This window comes from Rhodopseudomonas boonkerdii (assembly GCF_021184025.1).
GTDB classification, from domain to species: domain Bacteria; phylum Pseudomonadota; class Alphaproteobacteria; order Rhizobiales; family Xanthobacteraceae; genus Tardiphaga; species Tardiphaga boonkerdii.
In genome coordinates this window covers 2,534,147-2,554,524 of the sequence record NZ_CP036537.1, presented here as the reverse complement: position 1 = coordinate 2,554,524, position 20,378 = coordinate 2,534,147, and the positions used below count along the sequence as shown (strand labels likewise).

Sequence of the window (20,378 nt, the reverse complement as noted above, 5' to 3'; positions counted from 1 at the left end):
GCGAAACCCATGTTGTCCGCCGATTTCAGCAGGCTTGGCCGATGGGCTTCGCTCCGGCGCTTTGCGCCTGCGCTCTACCCATCCTACGAACTACGAAAAAAAGAAGTCCACCACCAGCTTCACATTCAGCGCGATGATCACCACCGCCGTGATGACCGCCAGCGTCGTGACCCAGCGCGGTGCCACGAACGGGCCCATCTTGCGCTTGCTTGCGGTGAACATCACCAGCGGCACCACGGCGAACGGCAACTGCAGGCTCAGCACCACCTGGCTGAGGATCAGTAGCTGCCCCGTCCCCTTCTCGCCATACCAGATCGTCACCGCTACCGCCGGCACGATGGCGATCATGCGGGTGATCATGCGGCGCAGCCAGGGTGGCATGCGTAGACGCAGGAAGCCCTCCATCACGATCTGGCCCGACAACGTGGCCGTGATGGTCGAGTTCAGGCCGCAGCACAACAACGCGATCGCAAACAAGGTCGGCGCGAGGCTGGAACCGAGCAGCGGCGCAAGAAAGGCGTGGGCCTGATCCAGCTCGGCCACGTCGGTCTGGCCGGATTTGTGGAAGGTCGCCGCCGCAAGGATCAAGATGGACGCATTGATCGTCAGCGCGAGGCACAGCGCGATGGTGGAGTCCCAGGTCGAGAGCTTGATCGCCTCCTTGCGTTCCTCGACGCTGGAGCCATAACCGCGCGTCTGCACCAGGCCGGAATGCAGATAAAGATTATGCGGCATCACGGTCGCGCCCAGAATACCGAGCGCGAGAAACAGCATTTCCTTGTTGGCGACGATCTCCGTGGTCGGCGCAAAGCCACGGATCACCTGTCCCCAATCGGGATCGGCCATGGCGATCTGAATGGCAAAACACGCGGCGATGACCCCGAGCAGCGCCACCACAAAGGCCTCGATCCAGCGGAAGCCGAACGCCTGTAGCGCGAGAATGAGAAATACATCGAGGGCGGTGATGATGACGCCGATCTCGAGCGGAATGCCGAACAGGAGATTGAGGCCAATGGCGGTGCCGATGACCTCGGCAAGATCGGTGGCAGTGATCGCAACCTCGGCCGACAGCCAGAGCAGCAAGGCTACGGGTTGCGAATAGCTGTCGCGGCAGGCCTGGGCGAGATCCCTGCCCGCGCCGACGCCGAGCCGCGCGCACAGCGACTGCAGCACGATAGCCATCAGATTGGAGACCAGCGCCACGGTCAGTAGCGCGTAGCCGAATTTGGAGCCGCCGGCGAGCGACGTCGCCCAATTACCGGGATCCATATAGCCGACGGCGACGAGATATCCCGGGCCGAGAAAGGCAAGCAATTTGCGCCAGAAAGAGCCGGATTTGACCGTCTTCACCGAGCCGAACATCCCTAGCAGCGACGGATCGCCTCCGCTCGTCCGCCAACCTGGCAGATCGACAACAGGAGCGGACGGTGTGGAACTCAGGGGCTCGGGAGCAATAACAGGCGATTTGGCATCCATATCAGCAAGATGGCCGAAAACGAACCTTATTGCAACTCACTTGCAAGTGCATCTAGTGTAGTTCTGCCGTTGCCGGACTGACTACGAATGAGTGAGGTCAAGTCAGACGGTAGGTGCCAACTCACCGGTCGCGCTTTCTGATCGGCATGTGCTCCGAGGCCGACCTGCCACTTTCGCTTGACGTAAATGTGCAACCAAACTTTCGGCCGTGCGGCCATCCGAAGCATCTGCGGGACCGCGCGACCTCACGCACGACTTCAATGCGCACACGCCGCAGGCAGATCGATCAGCGGATGTAGCTGACGCACACATCAATAGGTCTCCACATGATATCGCCCGGCTTCGCGCATCTGTTGCTTGAGACTGCTCCAATCGAGACCGATATCTGTGCAAGCCTCTGCAAGCGCCTCCTCGACGCCCGTTTCCATTCCTTTGAGACCGCATAGGTAGACATGCGTTGCGTCCGATCGCAGCAGATCAGCCACTGGCATTCGCTGCCCACGTATGCCGTCCTGCACATAAGTGCGCTGTTGTCCCGGTACGCGCGAATAGCAGAGGTGTTGGGTCAGCAGCGATGCCGGAACGCGTTGCAAAGGACCGAAATACGGCAATTCCTCCGGGCGGCGCGCGCCAAAGAACAACATCAGCTTTCCGGAAGCGTTCGGCATCGCCCGGCGACGACGCTCCGTAAATCCCCGAAACGGCGCCGAGCCCGTACCGGTACAGACCATGATGATGTTCGCTGCGGGATCATCCGGCATCAGGAACGTTGCACCGAACGGGCCGGTGACTTCGACCTTCGCACCGCGCGGCAAGTCGCATAGGTAATTCGAACAGAGGCCACCGTTTTCCCGCTTTACGGTGAGCGCGAGGTTATTGGCATTCGGCTTCTCGCCGCCTCGCGGCGAGGCAACCGAGTAAAGCCGCGCGACATGGGGCTTGCCGTCCGAACCATGCCCGGGAACCACAACGCCAATGCTCTGGCCTTCGAGAACGGGAAACGGCAACTGGCCGAAGTCGAGAATGATATGCCGAACGTCGGACGACGCGCCCTCGTCGGTCAGCCGGAAGTTTCCGGTCACGGTCGCTGTTGCGGGCTTTACACGGTTGTACAGATTCACTGTCGGCTTGCTCGCGGAGCGCGGTGCTACGGGTCTGCCGCCGAGCCCCTTGCGCGCCTCGTCGAGCAAGGCGCTTACCTCATCCTCAAGTGCTTCCACGGCATGAGAGCTACCCGCATCAGCGGCAATCTCCTCCTGCGCGGGAAGCTCCTCCCAGGAAAACTGCTCTTCCAAAGAGTAAGTCTTCGTCACCACTCGCCAGTTATCGATCGATCCCGTCGGACATGGAGAGATGCAATCCATGCAGTGATTACAGATTGTCGCATCGACAACGTAATTGTTGCCATCGTGGGTGACCGCGTCCACCGGACAGGTCTCCTCGCACGTGTTGCAACGGATGCAGATTTCCGGATCGATCAGGTGCTGCTTGATAACGGCAATGGTCATCTCGATGCTCTCGTCAATTCGGTCGCCTGCGATCAAGGAATGACCGCAGGCGTAGCGCTTTAGGCTGCGATCTTGACGTATTCGAAATCGCCGGGTTTGTTGTCGATGCCGACTTTGGGCGGCGCAATCCAGTTGGCGAACTTGCCGGGCTCGCTGACAGGCGTCATGAGCGAAGTGATGAAGTCGCCATCCGCCGTCGAAGGCAGATAATCGTCCCGCACATTCTTCCAGTCGACATCATTCAATATAATGCCCTTCGGGGTCGCATGGACATTGGCAAACTCGCCGATCTGGCGGTGAAACGCCGTGTGCGGCAGCTCCAGCCGGAAGTTGACGCCAGCCTTCTCGATCACCTTGTTCCAGCGCTCCACTCCTTTCGCGCAGTCCTCGGTATAGTCGTCTCGCAGACGCATATTGAGGGCGGTCAAAGCGGGTTCATCGACAAGCGTTGGCTGTCCATTGACGAGCTTGAGCACCTTGTATGTGTCGTTCGTCAGACGGTGATCGTCGTCGATCTTGGTCTCCTGAAATCGTCCTTTCAGGCCGGAATTGTAGAAATTCGCAGCGTTGGTCGAAACTTCCGAGCCGAAAAGATCGAGAGACAGCGAGTAGTGAAGGTTCATCTTTTTCTGCATGGTCGGCAGATCAATCACGCCCAGAGCCCTGATACGCTCGATGTCGTTCGGATCCTCAATCCCTGCAGATTTCATCGCATCGCATGTCCGCTGCAGGACGCGGCTGACGCCAGTCTCGCCGACGAACATGTGGTGCGCCTCTTCGGTGAGCATGAAGCGGCAGGTGCGCGACAGCGGGTCAAAGCCGGATTGCGCAAGACTTTCGAGTTGCATCTTGCCGTCGCGATCCGTGAAGAACGTGAACATGAAGAAGGACAGCCAGTCCGGTGTCGCCTCGTTGAAGGCGCCGAGCATACGGGGGGCATCCTCGTCCCCGGAGCGGCGGCGCAACAGGTCGTCGGCCTCTTCGCGGCCGTCACGCCCAAAGTACTTCTGAAGGAGGTAGACCATTGCCCAGAGATGGCGGCCTTCCTCGACGTTGACCTGGAAGAGGTTACGCATGTCGTAGAGAGACGGCGCCGTCTTGCCGAGATGGCGCTGCTGTTCGACGGATGCCGGTTCGGTATCGCCCTGAACCACGACCAGACGCCGCAGCATCGCGCGATACTCGCCGGGAACCTCCTGCCAGGCCTTTTCGCCCTTGTGCTGACCGAAATTGACAAGCCGCTGCTCGTCCTGCGGGGCCAGCAGCACACCCCAGCGATATTCGGGCATCCGAACATAGTCGAACTTTGCCCACCCCTTGGGATCGACGCTGATCGCTGTGCGGAGATATACGAGCGACTCCTGGAAGCCCTCGGGTCCCATATCGTTCCACCAGTCAAGGTACCCGGGGTGCCAACCCTCAAGCGCCTTCAAAACCTGCCGGTCTTCCGCCAGATTGACGTTGTTCGGGATTTTGGTCGTGTAATCGACGTTCATGAAGTTCATGGCGTATTTCCTGTGACCAGTACGAGGATGTCAGACGCGCGTCATGTCGAATTCGGCCCGTTCACCAGTGCCGTAGCGTTGCAGAGCGCCGTGCTCGCCGACTGCATTCGGACGCTGGAAAATCCAGTTCTGCCAGGCAGTCAGGCGTGCGAAAATTTTCGACTCCATCGTTTCCGGACCAACGAAGCGCAGATTGGCTTCCATGCCGGTGAGGCTATCCGGAGAGAACGAGGTCCGTTCCTCAAGGAACACGCGCACTTCGTCGTCCCAGTCGATGTCGTCGAGCGCGAAGGTGACCAGGCCGAGTTCTTCCGCAGCTTCTGCGCCGATAGCCTCACCGGTTCGGCCCTTCACCACATCAAGACTTGCCGCGTCGCCCAGGAAGCGTGATTCGAGTCGGGTAAGGCCATTGCACATCGGATAAGGCCCGAAGTTCGCAGCCGTCAGAACGATCTCCGCCGGAGCGCGGTTGTCGCCCTGCCTCTCGCCGATCAACATGTACGAGCGGTCCGAGGCAAAGATCAGTTCGGCAAGCGTTCCGACGAAACAGGAGCCGGGCTCGACCAGCGTAACGAGCGTGCGCGAGGTCACGTCGATCCGCTTCAGTACGCGTTTCCAGTAATGCCTGATCTCGTTGACCAACCAATAATCAGCATGCATCGCCAGGAATTCATCGTACTCCTTGACGCGATCACGCTCGCCGATCGACTTGAACACGAGCATCGCAGTCTCGAGTTCATTGATACGCAGATGCAGGATCGCATCATCGAGCTCGCGGCACACCTGCAATGACCAAAACTTGGCGCCCTGCTCCACCATTGAAGCAACGTCGCCTGGCGCCGGCGCGTCGGGCGCGCGAAGCGTGATCGTTGCCGTCCGTTGCTCGCGATTGATGTCAACCGACACGTATTCGTAGCGAATACCGTCGGGAATAAACTCGCGCGTGATCGGCGTCAGCGTAATGCCGCTCCCCTCGCCGCCGCGCTTGGAGGTCGACGCGAACTGCTGCGCCCGTTCAGCGACCTTAGCGTCCAATTTGGAATTCGGCACCGTTTCATCAACGAGGCGCCATTGCACCGCGCGCTTGCCCTTGATGCCTTCTTCGATCGTGCAGAAGAAATCCGCGTGATCGCGGCGAACCTTGCGCTTATCCACGACGCGCGTGAGACCGCCGGTTCCGGGCAGGACCGCAAGGAGAGGCACCTCCGGCAGGGCGACGGCCGCCGATCCGTCGTCGGCCAGGATGATGTGATCCGCCGCCAAGGCGAGCTCGTAACCGCCGCCTGCGGCGGTTCCGTTCACGACGCAGATGAAGCGCTGGCCGGAATTCTCGCTGGAGTCCTCGATTCCGTTGCGCGTCTCGTTGGTGAACTTACAGAAGTTCACTTTATGCGCATGGGTCGCGCCGGCGAGCATCCGAATGTTGGCGCCGGCACAGAACACGCGGTTCTTCCCGGACTTCAGGATGACAACTTTCACTTCGGGATGTTCGAAACGCAGCCGCTGAACGGCATCGGCCAATTCGATATCGACGCCGAGGTCATAGGAATTCAGCTTGAGCTGATACCCCTCGAACAGGCCGCCGTTCTCATCAACATCCATCACCAGCGTGGCGGCGTCACCGGCCAGTTCAAGTTTCCAGTGGCGATACTTGGATGGCTCAGTTTGAAAATCGATGATTGCAGAGCCATTGGCGAGTTTGCGGGGTTCCGCACCCATGATCCTCCCCTTTGATTTATGCATTATATTTCATACTACGAGGCAATATAATGCATTTTCAGGCCGCGCCGCAAGCCAATTTTGCACTTTATTGCAAATCAAGCAGCTTGAAGAGCGGCCTCGCCGTGTGTCTTCAGAAGGCGGTTGGCAAATTCAGCTGTTGCGCGAAGCGTCGAAACAGCCGCCTCCCGTTGTGGCGAATGCCCCGTCCTCTCAAGAATCGTGGCTTCGACGGGGCAGTAGCATTCCTCTTCTGCGATCCGGACGTGACGCAGCGAGCCATAGGGATCGCTGGCCCCCTGCACGATCGAGATCGGCACGCGCACGTAAGCGAGATACTCGGAGATATCGAAGTCCCGGAAGTCCGGGTTCAGCCAGACGTCGGCCCATCCGTTGAAGGCGTTGTCGACATTGGCGTGCCAGCGGGAGAGACGCTGCCGCAGGTCGTCTGTGTCGAACCTGGCTTTTGTATTGCGGATGGCTTCGACACAGATATCCTCATTGACAAAATGGGGCGCAATCAAAATCAAACCGCGCACGCGGTGATCCTGCACACCTCCCACATAGATCGTCGCGATTGAGGCGCCGTCCGAATGACCGAGCAAGAGGCCTCTGCGGAAGCCGATACGGTCTAGCACCTTCGGAAGCACGTCCAGAGCCTCGCGGTGCATAAAGTCAAGTGGCCGGGGAAGCTCGGCGGGAGATGAAGCGCCGTATCCGGCACGCGAATAGACGAAGACGCCAGCGCCCGTCGCCTCCTGGAGTTTCTGGGGGTACTCGTGCCACAGAGCTGCCGACCCCAGCCCTTCGTGAAGCATGACGATGGTTGGGGCGTTCTCCGGGCTCGGACCAAGCATCAGATACTCGAGCCGGGCATCGTCGATTTCGAGCGTGCCTTGGGGCTGTAGTGTCATCGTATCCTCCATGCACTTCGGCGCTTACGAAGTTGCCCTCAGTTTGAAACGCTGTATTTTTCCGGTGGCCGTCTTTGGCAAGCTTTCCAGCACCTCGATCCAACGAGGATACTTCCATGGCCCCACGCTCTTTTTCACGTGCTCCTTCAGGCTTTCGTTCAAAGACGTCAGATCGGCGCCAGGCCTTGCCACGATGAAAGCCTTGGGTTTGAGCAGCCCCTCGCCATCCTCCGCCGGGACCACCGCTGCCTCCAGAACGTCGGGATGTGAGATCAGCGCGCTCTCCACTTCGAAGGGCGACACCCAGATGCCTGAGACCTTGAACATATCGTCGGAGCGGCCGCAGTAGGTGTAACGTCCGTCCGCATCGCGCTGATACTTGTCTCCCGTCCGTGTCCATCCGCCTTCGAACGTCTGACGGCTCTTGCTGCGCTGATTCCAATATCCTTCTGCGGCCGATGGTGCGTTGACGATGAGCTCGCCGATCTCGCCATCGGCCACATCCCGGCCCGCGTCATCGATCAGACGGACTTGATAGCCGGGCACTGCGCGCCCGGACGTGCCGTATTTGACGTCGCCAGGTGCGTTGGTGAGAAAAATGTGAAGAAGTTCCGTGGAGCCGACGCCATCGAGAATGTCCACACCGAAGCGCTCTCGCCAGTTTTTGCCGACCATTTCCGGCAGCGCCTCACCCGCCGAGGTGCATATCCTCAAACGTTTCGTTCGCGGCACATCTTTGAACGTCGCGTCGTTCAGCATCGAAGCGAAGAGCGTCGGAACACCGAAAAAGATGCTCGGGTCATGTCTGCGGATGAGATCGAACATCACTGCCGGAGTCGGCCTCTCCGGGTTGAGAATGGTAGACGCACCAACCGACATCGGGAAAGTCAGCGCGTTACCGAGACCGTAGGCAAAGAAGAGCTTCGCTGCCGACAGCCCGACGTCGTCTTCGCGAATGCCGAGAACGCACTTTGCATATGTTTCGGCGGTCGCCTCAAGGCTCGCATGCAGATGGCGAACACCCTTCGGCATCCCCGTGGAGCCGGATGAGTACAACCAGAAGGCAGGCTCGTCCGGATGAGTTCTTGCTGTGACGAAATCGTCCGCTTCTCGAGCGAGTTCATCATCAAAGCGAAGACAGCCGGCTGCGTCGCCGCCTGCGACGACGACATGATCAAGGTCCGGCATCCGGCCGATGACATCCCTGACAGATGCAAGTAGTGGCTCTGAAACGAAAAGAACGCGTGCGCGACAGTCCGCCAGTATGTAGGCGTATTGCTCGGTCGTCAGCAGCGTATTCAACGGCACGGGGACAACCCCGGCACGGATCGCCCCAAGAAAGGCAACCGGGAAGTCGACGGTGTCGAGCATGATAAGCGCTATGCGCTCCTCACGTCTCACGCCCATCCGGCGCAACAGATTGGCGAAGCGGCGGCTTTGGCTTTGCAACTCGCCATATGTCAGTTTTCGCGTCGGGTCCTGGAAGGCGACCTTGCCTCCCCGGCCCTCCTCCACGTTCCGGTCGAGCAGATACGTGACGGCGTTGTACGGCCCATCCGTATTGACGGTGTTCGGCGCGCGCATGCCCGGATATGCTGCGGGACTCATCAGCACGGCGTTTCCTCTCGCGTGGTTTTTTAGAATTATAATGCAAATAAAGTCAGAAACTCGACTTGCTTGTCAATGATTACTTGCATTATCTTTCAGCATCAGCGTAACCCCATGGAATTGATGGCAGAATGGCGGATCCCGAAGCGGCGGAGCTCGAATTTCTCGAACAGCTAGGCAATCGCGTGCGCACGATGCGCGGTCTGCGCGGCATGTCGCGCAAGGTCCTGTCGTCCGCATCGGGTCTTTCCGAGCGTTACATTGCGCAACTTGAAGCCGGACAAGGCAATGTCTCGATTGTCCTTCTGCGCCGGGTATCCGCAGCAATGGGAGCGCATCTCGAAGACATCATTCCGTCCGCCGATATGTCGCCGGACTCGCTCGTGATCCGCGACCTCATTCGGAACGCAACACCGCAGCAGATCGCCAAAGCGAAAGAGGTCCTCTCGGGACACGGCATCCCGCGTCATGCAGGCATTGCGTTGATCGGCCTTCGCGGAGCAGGCAAATCGACGCTTGGGCGCTTGCTGGCCGAAAGCATCGGCTGGAAATTCATCGAACTCAATAAGGAGATTGAGAAGCAAAGCGAACTGTCAGTCGCCGAAATCCTCGCTCTATACGGACAGGAAGGTTTCCGGCGCAAGGAGCAGGAGGCTCTAGCCCATCTATTGGCACAGCGCGACCCGATCGTACTCGCTACGGGCGGCGGCATTGTCTCGGAGCCTGTGACGTTCGATCTGGTCCTGTCGTCGTTCTACACAGTCTGGCTCCGCGCCAAGCCCGAAGAGCACATGGGTCGCGTCCGGAAACAAGGCGATCTGCGCCCGATGGCCGACAATCGCTCCGCCATGGAAGAACTCCGTACGATCCTGCTCAGCCGCGAACCGCTCTATGCGCGTGCTGCGGCCGAAGTCGATACGGCGGGCCTCACCATCGATAAGGCCGCCGAGAAGCTTCGGAAAGCCATCGCGCCAGCGCTCGATCGCGGCTCCCTAGCCTCACTGCCACGGACGGCAGCAGGTCGGTGAAAACAGCGAAACATCGCCGAACGCTGGCCGACGTTCTTGTCGACCACGGCCTCGATCCATGTCGGATCGTCGTGACCTACAACGACCTAGATCCTCTCGATGCATGCGCCGATTTCCGTAACATCGATGACGTCGTGCAAGCCAACGCCCATCATATCCTCGACCGCATGCACGATGGCCCCAATATTCCGGACGGTGCCGTCGTTATGTCGTTCGTGGCAGAGGGCGCTGACAAGGCCCGTCTTACCGCCTTCCGACGCTTTGCCATGCGCCGACCGGGGGTCGTCCCCGGAGATATCGTCTACGACTACACTGCGGCCCACCTGCTCCATGCTTTCATCGCACGCTCGGAACATCCACACTTCTATGACGTAGTCGATGAGACAGGCCTCGATGACGTCGTCGGATTCCTGACCGTCGAATGGCCGAATAGCGAATCGCGAACCATCATTGGCGCTGACGACGTCGATCTTCGCGTGTCCGATCAGAGCCCGAGGTGAAGGGCGAGCATTTGCGGTTGCTGCGCCAGCACGGATGGACTGTCGTTGAAGACGACATTCCCTTTCGACAACACTACGATGCGGTCGGCGATTTTTGACAACGACCGAAAATCCTTGTCCACGACAATGCTTGCGACCCCTTCCTCGCGGATCACATCGAGCGTTGTCCAGATGTCTCGAGCAATCAGTGGCGCGAGGCCTTCGGTCGCCTCATCGATCAGCAGCAGGTCTGGATTGGTCATCAATGCCCGCCCGATCGAGAGCATCTGCTGCTCGCCGCCGGACAACTGATGACCTCCATTGCTTCGCCGCGCATGCAGCCGAGGAAACAGGTCGTAGATCCGTTTCAGCGTCCATGACCGGTTTCCGCCTACGCCCGGCCGAGCCGTCATTACGAGGTTTTCGGCGACGGATAAGGATCCGAAGATTCCGCGACCTTCCGGGACGAGCGCCACTCCCGCGCGCGCGATCGTTTCCACTTTCGCCCGCGAGATGTCCTGTCCACCCAGGAGTATCTGACCACGGCGATCCGCAACCAGCCCCATGAGTGATCGCAGAAGTGTCGTCTTTCCCATTCCGTTGCGCCCGACCAACGCAACTTGCTCACCGCGCCCGACGCGCAGATCCAGCCCATGCAGGACCTGTCCCAGGCCGTAAAATGCCTGTAGCTGGCTTACGCTGAGAAGCGATGTCATGCAGCCCCCTCGTCTTCGCCGAGATACGCGACCCGGACGGCCGCATTTGAGCGCACGTCCTGAGGCAATCCGCTGGCAATGACCCTTCCGTCGGCCATGACCGTGAGCCGATCCGCCAATTCGAACACCGCATCCATATCGTGCTCGACGACGAGAACGGCGCAGTCGTGCCTCATCGCAGCGATGAGGGCTATCATGTTCCTTGCTTCCGCATGTCCCATTCCGGCAAGGGGCTCATCAAGCAACACCACGCGTGGTCCGGTCGCGAGAACCATGGCAATCTCAAGCTGGCGTTGTTCGCCGTGCGATAGATTCGCTGCGATGATGCCGGCGCGGGCTGAAAGACCGGTCCTGACCAGAGCCTGTTGCGTCGCCTGTCGGACAACGGAGTCCGCATCCGTGCGTCCCCACATCTTCAAAGCGGTCGGCATATGCGACTGCGCCGCTAGACGTACGTTTTCCCGCGCGGTGAACCGAGGAAAGATCGTCGTCTTCTGGAAAGAGCGCCCGATTCCCTTAAGCGCGCGCTTGTCCGGCGGAAAATGCGTGAGATCGTGGTCGCCGGAGCGGATCTCGCCGGATGTCGGCAACAGATCTCCGGAGAGCAGGTTGATCAAGGTCGATTTGCCTGCCCCATTCGGACCGATCACTGCGTGAATTTCGCCCATGTGCAAATCGACCGACACGTCATTGACGGCCACGAGCCCACCGAACCGCTTGGTCAAGCTGACGGCACGGAACACGCAATGCGGACTCTCAGCCATGACTGGCCTCCGTCACCGGCTTAGCTCCCACAACGGGCTCCGCTTGCGGTCGAAGCAGCGACAGCACCCTGTCCAGACCGTTCGGCATCGCTAGCACGATGACAATCACAATGATGCCTTCGGCCAGCTTCCAATGCTCGGTAACGCCTTTGAGAATCTCTTCCAAGCCGGTCAAGACAAGAGCGCCCACCAAGGGCCCCGGCACCGAGTTGAGTCCTCCGATCAACACCATCACCAACACGATTGCGGATAGGTGCCAGCCTAGCGTCTGCGGTGCGACGAATCCGAACTGCGCGGCAGAGAAGTAACCGGCGGCTCCTGCGATCATTCCAGAAATGACGAATGCCGTGAGCCTGATCCGGAACACTGGAAAGCCGAGCGCGCGAGCACGTCGTTCATTGTCCTTGGACGCGGCAAGAGCTCGGCCGAATGGAGAATTTACCAGCCCGTGCAGCAGCACCAGCACAAGCGCCGTCATTCCAACGACAACGAGATAGAATGACGTCGCGTCCTCCAGATTAAGGAGTGACCAGCCGCCGATATCCGCCGTAGGCTTGAAATTGATGAAGATGCCGTCGGAGCCACCCGAAAATTTGCTGTCGTGGAATAGGTAAAACAACATCTCGCCGAAGGCCAACGTGACCATGATGAAGTAGACGCCCCGGGTGCGTAGAGCCAACGCCCCGATAATCGCCGCCGCGGTGCCGGCTGCGATGATCGCCAAGGGCAAGGTCATCCACAGCGAAACCGGATCATATTTGGGCGTGACCAGAGCCAGGATGTATCCTGCAAGCCCGAAGAAAGCCGCATGGCACAGGCTTACCAGCCCGCCATATCCGACAACCAGGTTAAGGGACATCGCGAGGACGCCGAACAAGAGGGCCTTGGTGGCGAACTGCACATAGTATGTCGATACGAAGAACGGCAAAGCCACCGCGCAAAGACAGAGCAGACCCAGAGCTAGAACGGCGCGTCTCTCGATCATTGCAATCATCTCAGGCTTCTCGGCGACCGAGCACGCCGTTCGGACGCAGCAGCAAGATCATCGCCATCAACAGATAAACCAGCACGCTCGAGACACTTGGGAAGAACACCTTGCCGAACGTGTCCGTAAGGCCGATCAACAGCGCCCCGATGGCTGCGCCTTCGATCGATCCGATACCGCCCAGCACGACGACCACGAAGGACAGGATCAGCATATTGTCGCCCATACCCGGATAGACGGTCGCAACGGGCGCGACCAGAGCCCCGGCAAGTGCCGCCAGCGCGATACCGCAGGCAAACACGCCCGTGCTCACGGAATCGAAGCCGATGCCGAGCGTTCTGGTCATCTCCCGATTTTCCGCCCCTGCCCGCACGATCATGCCAATCTTGGTGAAGCGAATGACCACGAAAATCGCCGCCGCCGCAACGAGACCGAATAGGACGAGGGCAAATCGATAGATCGGATAGGATAGATTGTCGGTAAGCTGAACCGCGCCCTGCAGGAAGACGGGAGGCAGGACCGAATGTACGTCCTTGCCGAACAGTATCTGCCGAACCTCGTCGACCACCAGAATGAGTCCGAAGGACAGCAAGACCTGGGAGAGATGATCCCGCTTGTAAAGACGCCGCATCAGCGTCATTTCGAGAACGATACCGACGACGAACGCGATAGCCATGGAGCCCGCGAGCGCGATAAAGAAATTCCCAGTCGCGGCCGCGATCCAGAAGGCCAGATAGGCTCCCAGCATGTAGAATGCACCATGGGCCAGATTGATGACGCCCAGAATCCCGAACACCAGCGTGAGGCCGCTAGCCACGAGGAACAGCGTGGTGCCGTACTGTACGGCGTTCAGAAGCTGCACGCCGAAAGTCATACTGTCCTCTCACTGTTCACTTCAACGCAAGCGTTCGACGCGTTGAAAAGCCGATTTGCAGACGCGGCCTTCATGTCATTCGGCAGCCGCGCCCGGGATCATCAACGTTCGGTTGGGCTATCGCGACGAGTTCGTTGCGACCGTTCCGCACTTCGCGCAGATAGATGTTCTGAATCGGATTGTGAGCCTTGTTGAACGACAAGGGGCCACGCGGCGAGTCGATCTTCGCCGATCCCATCGACGCCACGAGCTTTTCCCGTGCTTTATGATCGCCGCCAACGGCTGAGAGTCCGATGTCATAGAGAGCTGCCGCATCGTATCCCTGAACCGCGTAGATATCGCCATCCTGTCCGACCTTGGCCTTGAACGCCTTCAGGAAGGCGACATTGGCCGGATTGTCGAGATTGTCAGCGTAGTGAAGGGTCGTCCTCACGCCGTTCGCCGCAGCGCCCTGTGCTTCCAGCGTTCCGTCCGTCAGGAAGCCGGCGCCGTAGAGCGGAATCGTCTTCCGCAATCCCGAGGCATCGTAGTCACGCACGAACTTTACGGCGCCGCCCCCCGCGAAGAAGGCGAAGACTGCATCGGGCTTGAGGGTCGCGATCCGCGTGATCAAAGCCTGGAATTCGACTTCCGGAAATGGAAGTGTCAGATCTTCAACGATCTTGCCGCCCAGTTTCGTAAAGTTCTCCGCAAACCCGCCGATCATCTCGGCGCCAGCCGTATAGCGCCATGTGATGGTGACGACGTTGCGGATACCAGCGTCGTACATGGATTTTCCCGCCGGGAATGTTGCCTGCCAGTTCGAAAAGGATGTCCGGAAGATATTGGGCGCGCACATCGGGCCGGTGGCGTCGTTGGCGCCAGCATTGGGAATGATAAGCATGGAATTGGTGTCGCGCGCGACTTTCACCATCGCCATGGCAACGCCGGAATGGACGGTACCGACCACGAGATCCACTTTTTCCCGGCCAACCAGGCGGTTCATGTTGTCGGCCCCTGCCTCGGGCTTGGACTCGTCATCGACCTGGACGAAGGAGACGTCGCGTCCCCCGAGCTTTCCGCCTTTCTGTTCCACGTATAGACGGAAACCGTTGTCGATGAACTGCCCAAGCTTGGCAAATGTCCCCGTATAAGGAAGCATCAAACCAACCTTTAGAGGCGCGGCCTGTGCTATCGCCGGCGCCCCTATCCATGGCGCCGCCGCGGTGCCTGCCGCGCCGGCGAGAAATGTTCGGCGCGAAACTCCCCGAATAATCATGCATCCCTCCAATGTGCTGTTGTGTTTGATTGTCGGCATCGCTTTGCTTGTGCATGCGACGGTCGTCTATGTTGGACAGTCGATACGCTCGTTGCAGGTTGCGTCGTAGAGCCTCGTCACCGCATCGGCGCGTCTGGTCAGGATCGCACGCTGGTTCAGATAGCCCTTGTCGGTGATTTCGCCGCCATCGACCGACGGCGGGTCGACGAGAAGCATCGCTCGGCTGGCGAAAGTCGAAGAGCCGCCGCCCCGCGCCTTCAGTTTTGCAAGGCCGTTCGCGAGATGCTCCCGCACGGATGCGCAGTCGAGGATGTCCTTGACCGTCGCCCCTTCCGGAAGACCGCAGATCGCTCGGCAGGCTGCAAGATTGGGAAACACGAGCAATCCGACTTCGTTACGATCATGACCCGTTACGACGATATCCTGTGCCAATGGCGCCAGTGCGGTGATTGCGTCGATGCGCAACTTGCCAACTCCGACCCATGTCCCCGTCGTCAGCTTGAAGTCCTCGGAGACACGTCCATCGAAGAACAGGCCCTTTGCCGGGTCTAGCGGATCGGCAAAGGCTACGGCATCGCCGATGATGTAGAAGCCTTCCTCATCGAAGGCCTTGGCCGTTTGATCCGGAGATTTCCAGTAGCTGGGCGTCACGTTGGGCCCGCGCACCCGCACTTCCAGCTTTTCCGCCGAGGGCACCAGTTTTATCTCCGTTCCCGGAACGGGCACTCCGATGTTTCCCGATCGTGGTGACCGGAAATGACAATCGGTTGCCAGCGGAGCGGTCTCGGTCGCCCCCCAGGCCGACACCAGGGGCACCAAATATCCCACCGTTGCGATCGACATCTCCTCGAGCGCCTCCCAGAGGCTCTGCGGCAGCGCCGCCCCGGCGTAGAAGATGAGCTTCGTTGCCGAGAAAAAGCGGCGGCGCAGTATGTCGTCAGCCTTCAGCGCTGAAATGAGCATTTCGAAGCCGCGGGGGACGTTGAAGTAGACGGTCGGGATAACCTCCCGCAGATTGGCCAGCGATAGATCGAACGCACCCGGCATCGGCTTGCCGCCATCGATGTAGAGCGTTCCACCGTTGCGGATGACGCAGTTGAGGTTGTGATTTGTCCCGAACGTATGGCTCCATGGCAGCCAGTCGAGAATGACGAAATCGTCCTGTTGTTCGAGAAACGGCCAGACCAACGCCTTGGCGGCCTGATTGGAGGTCATCATACGTTGCGTGTTGATCACCGCTTTCGGCGTTCCGGTCGAACCCGACGTAAACAGCAGCTTGGCAATGGTGTCGCTCGTTACCGCGCGAAATGCCGTATCGACCTTCACATCGCGCGACAATGCAGCATCGGCGTCCTGTCCTTCGAGGGTGAAGTCCTTGGTCAGGATAGATGCGCGATGATAGTGGTCCAGCGCCTGCAACGCGCGCGCGAAAGGTTCGGTGCTCGATACATAGATCGCGCCCGGATCGAGCAACTCGATCATGCCTTTCAGCTTTTCATGATCTTGCGAGACCAGGGAGTAAGCTGGAGAAATGGAGGCTACTGGTATTCCGACATGCATCGCGGCCAGCATCATGACTGCGTGATCGATGGAATTCTCGGAAAGGATAGCGAGCGGCCGGTTCTCGCCGCAGCCGGTTTGGAGAAGACGCCCCGCTACATCCCGGACGCGCCTGAGAGCATCGCCGTAAGTCAGGGAATGCCACCTGGCATCGGCGGATGCTCGCTCAGCCAGAAATATCCGTTGGGAACGGTGCCGCGCCCAATGCTCCAACCAATCGCCGACGCATCGCGCCGTGTGACTGAGGGAGACGGTTGACCTGAGGACGAGTGAACCATCCGGACGGCTGTCAGAAACGATCGAAGGCGCTGCGAACAATGCGCTGGAATCCGCGAAACTCACCTGAGATGACGCAGCCACGACCATCCGCAGCCTCCCCTTGCTGTCCCAACGCCTCGTCCCACCCATGCATCATATTTCATGGGATTATCTTTTATCATTCTATTTTTGCACAATAGTGCATCTCGGATGGCCGATGTCAACGCGTCATAAGAGGCGATTTTCGTACCAACGGGTCCAAGCGCAGCTTTGGGGTTGAAAAGCGTGGTAGGCCTATTCGATCGCTGATCCCGACAAAATCGAAGATATCAAGCGTCACGGTTGCAGCATTCATGCGGATGGCTGTCGCCGCAATCTCGCGGTCGCGTCAATAAAGGCCCAGCGGGCGCATTTTCCAGATTAAGTCGATTAGCAAGCGAAGCCCGTTCGGTACCTGACGGCGACTGTGATAGTACATTTAGTATCCGGGACCCATGGCAGCCCATGCTTCGAGCACGAGCTTCAATCGTCCGTCTTCGAAATATTTTTCGATGAGCGGCCGTGCAACGAAGAGAAGCCCTATGCCATTGCGGACGAACGTCATGGCCGCAGTGGCTTCATCGATGGCGCTCGATCCAGGAACATCGATTCCTACGGAAAAAGCCCTCGGGTATTCTTGGCCGCACGCACTTTTTCGACGCCGATAGCCATCGCAGCTGTTCGATGTGCGACATGGTCTGCGCTGGCACGCGCGACCATCTGGGTGAAAGCCCGGTCCAGTATCTCGTACTCCCTGCGAGTGACTTCGGATTCCTCCCAAAACAGCTGCTGAAGGTCCTGCACCCACTCGAAGTAGCTGACAACGACCCCGCCGGAATTACAGAGAATATCTGGGATCACAAAGATCTCATCCTTGCGGTGATCAAGAACCACGTCGGCGTCGGGCGTGGTCGGCCCATTCGCACCTTCGGCCAGGATTCGGCACTGCAGGCGCTCTGCGACCTCTCGATCGATGACACGCTCCATCGCCGCTGGGATCAGCACCGTGCACGGAAGCAGCAGAATTGCAGCAGGATCGAACGCCAGTTCGACCGAAAACCCGGCAATGCTTCCGTGAATCGACGTGTGTTTCATGAGAGCGGGAACATCGAGACCCGTCGCGCAATGAAGCGCGCCGGTGTGATCGCTCACTGCAATGATCTTTACTCCTGCATTGTAAAGCTCGAGAGCTGCATACGAGCCGACATTCCCAAAGCCCTGAACGACAGCTGTGGCGTCGCCCATGCAGATTCCGGCTTCTTTCATCACACGCTTTGAAAGATAAGCAACGCCCCTCCCCGTCGCCTCTCGACGTCCAAGCGTTCCTCCCGAGGAAACCGGCTTCCCGGTTACGATTTCGGTGACCGTCTGCCCTTGATACATGGAGTAAGTGTCCATGAACCAGGCCATCACCTGTTCGTTCGTCCCCATATCGGGCGCCATGACATCGGTATGTGGGCCCACAAACGGAATCATCTCCTGCATGTAGCGCCGCGAAAGCGCCTCTAACTCTCGCTTCGAAAGCCTGCCCAGGTCGACATTCACCCCGCCCTTGGCGCCCCCGTAGGGCAGTCCGACCAGCGCGCACTTCCAGCTCATCCAAATCGCAAGCGCTCCAATTTCGCCGATGTCGACAGTCGGTGCGAAACGGGTGCCACCTTTCGTCGGCCCGAGTGTGAGATGGTGCTGTACGCGATAACCCTCGAATACCGCGACGGTGCCGTCATCCTTATGAATGGGACACGACACCGTAATGGCCCGCTTTGGCATCAGGAGGCGATCACGCTCGTCCATCGGAATTTCGAGATAGTTCGCAATCACATTGAACTGGTTCACTGCCATCTCGAACACAGGTCCGGAATACACGGTCATCTCTGCTCTCGTAAGCTGTTGGTCCACGCCAGTTTGGCAAATACAGGGAAGCGGCAACATACTCCATTCAACGGCTCACACCGAATTCACGAGGTTGTTTGCGTGGCCGTGAACTTTTATCAGTACTCGATCGGCTATCTCGCGACTGCCGAAGCTCCGGCGACGTCAGATCCCGCAACCGTGATTGGATTGACAACCGATCGAAAGCTCACAACGCCGCGTCACCGACGCAGATACTCTCATTCGGCCTGTGTGCAACCTTAGGCATGATCGATTGCCTTGCTAAAGACGTAAAGAATTTATTCTCTGTTCACATCCGTGCGCTCACCCTCAGATCAACGACCAGGTCTTTGACACGGAAAACGGCGATCCATTTCACTCGACGGCTCCCCTGCGTCTTCGCTGATGCACTCCCTGCATTGCAGCACGTTTTATTAGTGTAGTTCGTCCGCGTCCTAGCGTCGCAGCGAAGCGATGGTCCTTGCCAAAGGCCGAGGCAAGCCTTTGTCTTGCTCACAATTAACAAGGTCAGTTCGCAAAGAACGGCCATTCGGGGAGGATATCATGACGTCAACCAAGGACAGGACTCCGTCTCGGCGCCGCTTTCTGAAAGTCGCTACGGCCGGAGCAGCCGCAACCGTCGCGGCGCCGGCCATTGCGCAGAGCACAGGGCCGATCAGTATGCGCTGGCAAAGCACATGGCCGTCCAAGGACATCTTTCACGAATACGCGCAGGACTACGCCAAGAAGGTCAATGACATGACCGGCGGAGACCTCAAGATCGAGGTGCTTCCGGCGGGCGCGGTGGTGCCGGCCTTCGGCTTGCTCGAAGCAGTATCAAAAGGGACGCTCGACGGCGGCCACGGCGTGATGGTCTATCACTACGGCAAGCAGACCGCACTCGCGCTCTGGGGCTCGGGCCCGGCCTATGCGATGGACGCCAACATGCTGCTGGCCTGGCACAAATATGGTGGCGGCAAGGAGCTGCTGGCCAAGCTCTATGCCTCGATCAACGCCAATGTCGTATCTCTTCCCTATGGACCGATGCCCACGCAGCCGCTCGGCTGGTTCAAGAAGCCGGTACAGAAGGCTGAAGATCTCAAAGGCGTGAAATTCCGTACCGTCGGCATCTCGATCGACGTGTTCACCGGCCTTGGCGCCGCAGTGAACGCACTGCCGGGCGGTGAAATCGTCTCGGCGATGGATCGCGGTCTGCTCGACGCTGCCGAATTCAACAATGCTTCATCGGACCGCGTGCTCGGCTTCCCCGACGTTTCCAAGGTCTGCATGCTGCAGAGCTATCACCAGAATGCCGAACAGTTCGAAATCCTGTTCAATAAGACCAAATACGACGCTTTGCCCGACAAGCTGCGCGCCATTATCGCTGCTGCGACAGAGGCGGCCGGACAGGAAATGTCCTGGAAAGCCATCGACCGCTATTCGCAGGACTATGCGGATATGCAGGCCAAGGACAAGGTGAAGTTCTACAAGACACCGGATTCGATCCTGCAGAAGCAGCTCGAGGCCTATGACGAGGTGGTCGCCAAGAAGTCGGCAGAGAACCCGCTGTTCAAGGAGATCGTCGAGTCGCAGATGGCGTTCGCCAAGCGCGCGACGCAGTGGGAGCAGGATACGGTGGTCAATCGCCGAATGGCCTACAACCATTATTTCGGACCCAACGCAAAGAAGAAGACCTGACACCGTCGGATGCATCTACCTCGCATCATCCGGGATCGCTTTCCGGATGATGCTTTGCTGTTGTCTGAACTCGCCGATCTCCCACCACCCGTGTCCCCGTAGACTGGCCACCATGCA

16 protein-coding genes are annotated in these 20,378 nt (G+C 59.0%); 3 read left to right on the top strand and 13 right to left on the bottom strand.

What is annotated here, in order from left to right:
- Positions 1-90: 90 nt before the first annotated feature.
- From E0H22_RS11810 to E0H22_RS11785, 6 genes are all read right to left on the bottom strand, one after another.
- On the bottom strand, positions 91-1,476 hold the full coding sequence (locus tag E0H22_RS11810) for an Nramp family divalent metal transporter (RefSeq protein WP_233025823.1): 1,386 nt from the start codon (positions 1,474-1,476) through the stop codon (positions 91-93).
- 311 nt (positions 1,477-1,787) lie between these two features.
- A complete protein-coding gene (gene boxA, locus E0H22_RS11805) occupies positions 1,788-2,984 on the bottom strand; it encodes a benzoyl-CoA 2,3-epoxidase subunit BoxA (protein WP_233025822.1) in 1,197 nt (398 codons plus the stop codon).
- A 59-nt stretch (positions 2,985-3,043) separates the two neighbouring features.
- Complete coding sequence (gene boxB, locus E0H22_RS11800) at positions 3,044-4,489, bottom strand: benzoyl-CoA 2,3-epoxidase subunit BoxB (protein WP_233025821.1); 1,446 nt, start codon at positions 4,487-4,489, stop codon at positions 3,044-3,046.
- Between the two features lie 30 nt (positions 4,490-4,519).
- Entirely contained in the window at positions 4,520-6,208 is a 1,689-nt protein-coding gene (gene boxC / locus E0H22_RS11795) for a 2,3-epoxybenzoyl-CoA dihydrolase (RefSeq protein ID WP_233025820.1), read from the bottom strand.
- Positions 6,209-6,306: 98 nt separating this feature from the next.
- Positions 6,307-7,122, bottom strand: coding sequence for an alpha/beta fold hydrolase (locus E0H22_RS11790; protein WP_233025819.1), 816 nt, complete (start codon positions 7,120-7,122; stop codon positions 6,307-6,309).
- Positions 7,123-7,146: 24 nt separating this feature from the next.
- Positions 7,147-8,730, bottom strand: a complete 1,584-nt coding sequence (locus E0H22_RS11785) for a benzoate-CoA ligase family protein (RefSeq protein WP_233026315.1) — start codon at positions 8,728-8,730, stop codon at positions 7,147-7,149.
- Positions 8,731-8,861: 131 nt separating this feature from the next.
- Here E0H22_RS11785 and E0H22_RS11780 point away from each other — a divergent pair, with 131 nt between their 5' ends.
- Together E0H22_RS11780 and E0H22_RS11775 are read left to right on the top strand one after the other, a co-directional pair.
- Entirely contained in the window at positions 8,862-9,758 is an 897-nt protein-coding gene (locus tag E0H22_RS11780) for a helix-turn-helix transcriptional regulator (protein WP_233025818.1), read from the top strand.
- On the top strand, positions 9,755-10,258 hold the full coding sequence (locus tag E0H22_RS11775) for a hypothetical protein (protein ID WP_233025817.1): 504 nt from the start codon (positions 9,755-9,757) through the stop codon (positions 10,256-10,258). Before E0H22_RS11780 ends, E0H22_RS11775 begins: the two co-directional genes overlap by 4 nt.
- Here the strand turns inward: E0H22_RS11775 and E0H22_RS11770 are convergent.
- The 7 genes from E0H22_RS11770 to E0H22_RS11740 all read right to left on the bottom strand — a co-directional run bounded on the left by E0H22_RS11770 (position 10,243) and on the right by E0H22_RS11740 (position 18,563).
- The gene (locus tag E0H22_RS11770) at positions 10,243-10,953 is read right to left on the bottom strand and encodes an ABC transporter ATP-binding protein (protein WP_233025816.1); all 711 of its coding nucleotides are present in this window, start codon (positions 10,951-10,953) and stop codon (positions 10,243-10,245) included. The two genes, E0H22_RS11775 and E0H22_RS11770, sit on opposite strands and share 16 nt — an antisense overlap.
- Positions 10,950-11,717 carry an ABC transporter ATP-binding protein gene (locus E0H22_RS11765; RefSeq protein WP_233025815.1) on the bottom strand — a complete coding sequence of 256 codons (768 nt, stop codon included), beginning with the start codon at positions 11,715-11,717 and terminating at the stop codon, positions 10,950-10,952. Before E0H22_RS11765 ends, E0H22_RS11770 begins: the two co-directional genes overlap by 4 nt.
- Positions 11,710-12,711: a branched-chain amino acid ABC transporter permease gene (locus tag E0H22_RS11760; RefSeq protein WP_233025814.1), complete on the bottom strand. Its 1,002-nt coding sequence runs from the start codon at positions 12,709-12,711 to the stop codon at positions 11,710-11,712. Before E0H22_RS11760 ends, E0H22_RS11765 begins: the two co-directional genes overlap by 8 nt.
- Before the next feature lies 1 nt (position 12,712).
- Entirely contained in the window at positions 12,713-13,576 is an 864-nt protein-coding gene (locus E0H22_RS11755; RefSeq protein ID WP_233025813.1) for a branched-chain amino acid ABC transporter permease, read from the bottom strand.
- Positions 13,577-13,646: 70 nt separating this feature from the next.
- Complete coding sequence (locus E0H22_RS11750; RefSeq protein ID WP_233025812.1) at positions 13,647-14,834, bottom strand: ABC transporter substrate-binding protein; 1,188 nt, start codon at positions 14,832-14,834, stop codon at positions 13,647-13,649.
- A 66-nt stretch (positions 14,835-14,900) separates the two neighbouring features.
- Positions 14,901-16,760, bottom strand: a complete 1,860-nt coding sequence (locus tag E0H22_RS11745; RefSeq protein ID WP_233025811.1) for a feruloyl-CoA synthase — start codon at positions 16,758-16,760, stop codon at positions 14,901-14,903.
- Positions 16,761-17,303: 543 nt separating this feature from the next.
- Complete coding sequence (locus tag E0H22_RS11740) at positions 17,304-18,563, bottom strand: Glu/Leu/Phe/Val family dehydrogenase (protein WP_233025810.1); 1,260 nt, start codon at positions 18,561-18,563, stop codon at positions 17,304-17,306.
- Positions 18,564-19,127: 564 nt separating this feature from the next.
- On the opposite strand from E0H22_RS11740, the gene E0H22_RS11735 reads away from it, so the two are divergent.
- Positions 19,128-20,261 (top strand): TRAP transporter substrate-binding protein, encoded by a 1,134-nt coding sequence (locus tag E0H22_RS11735; RefSeq protein WP_233025809.1) that lies wholly within the window; start codon positions 19,128-19,130, stop codon positions 20,259-20,261.
- Positions 20,262-20,378: the final 117 nt, after the last annotated feature.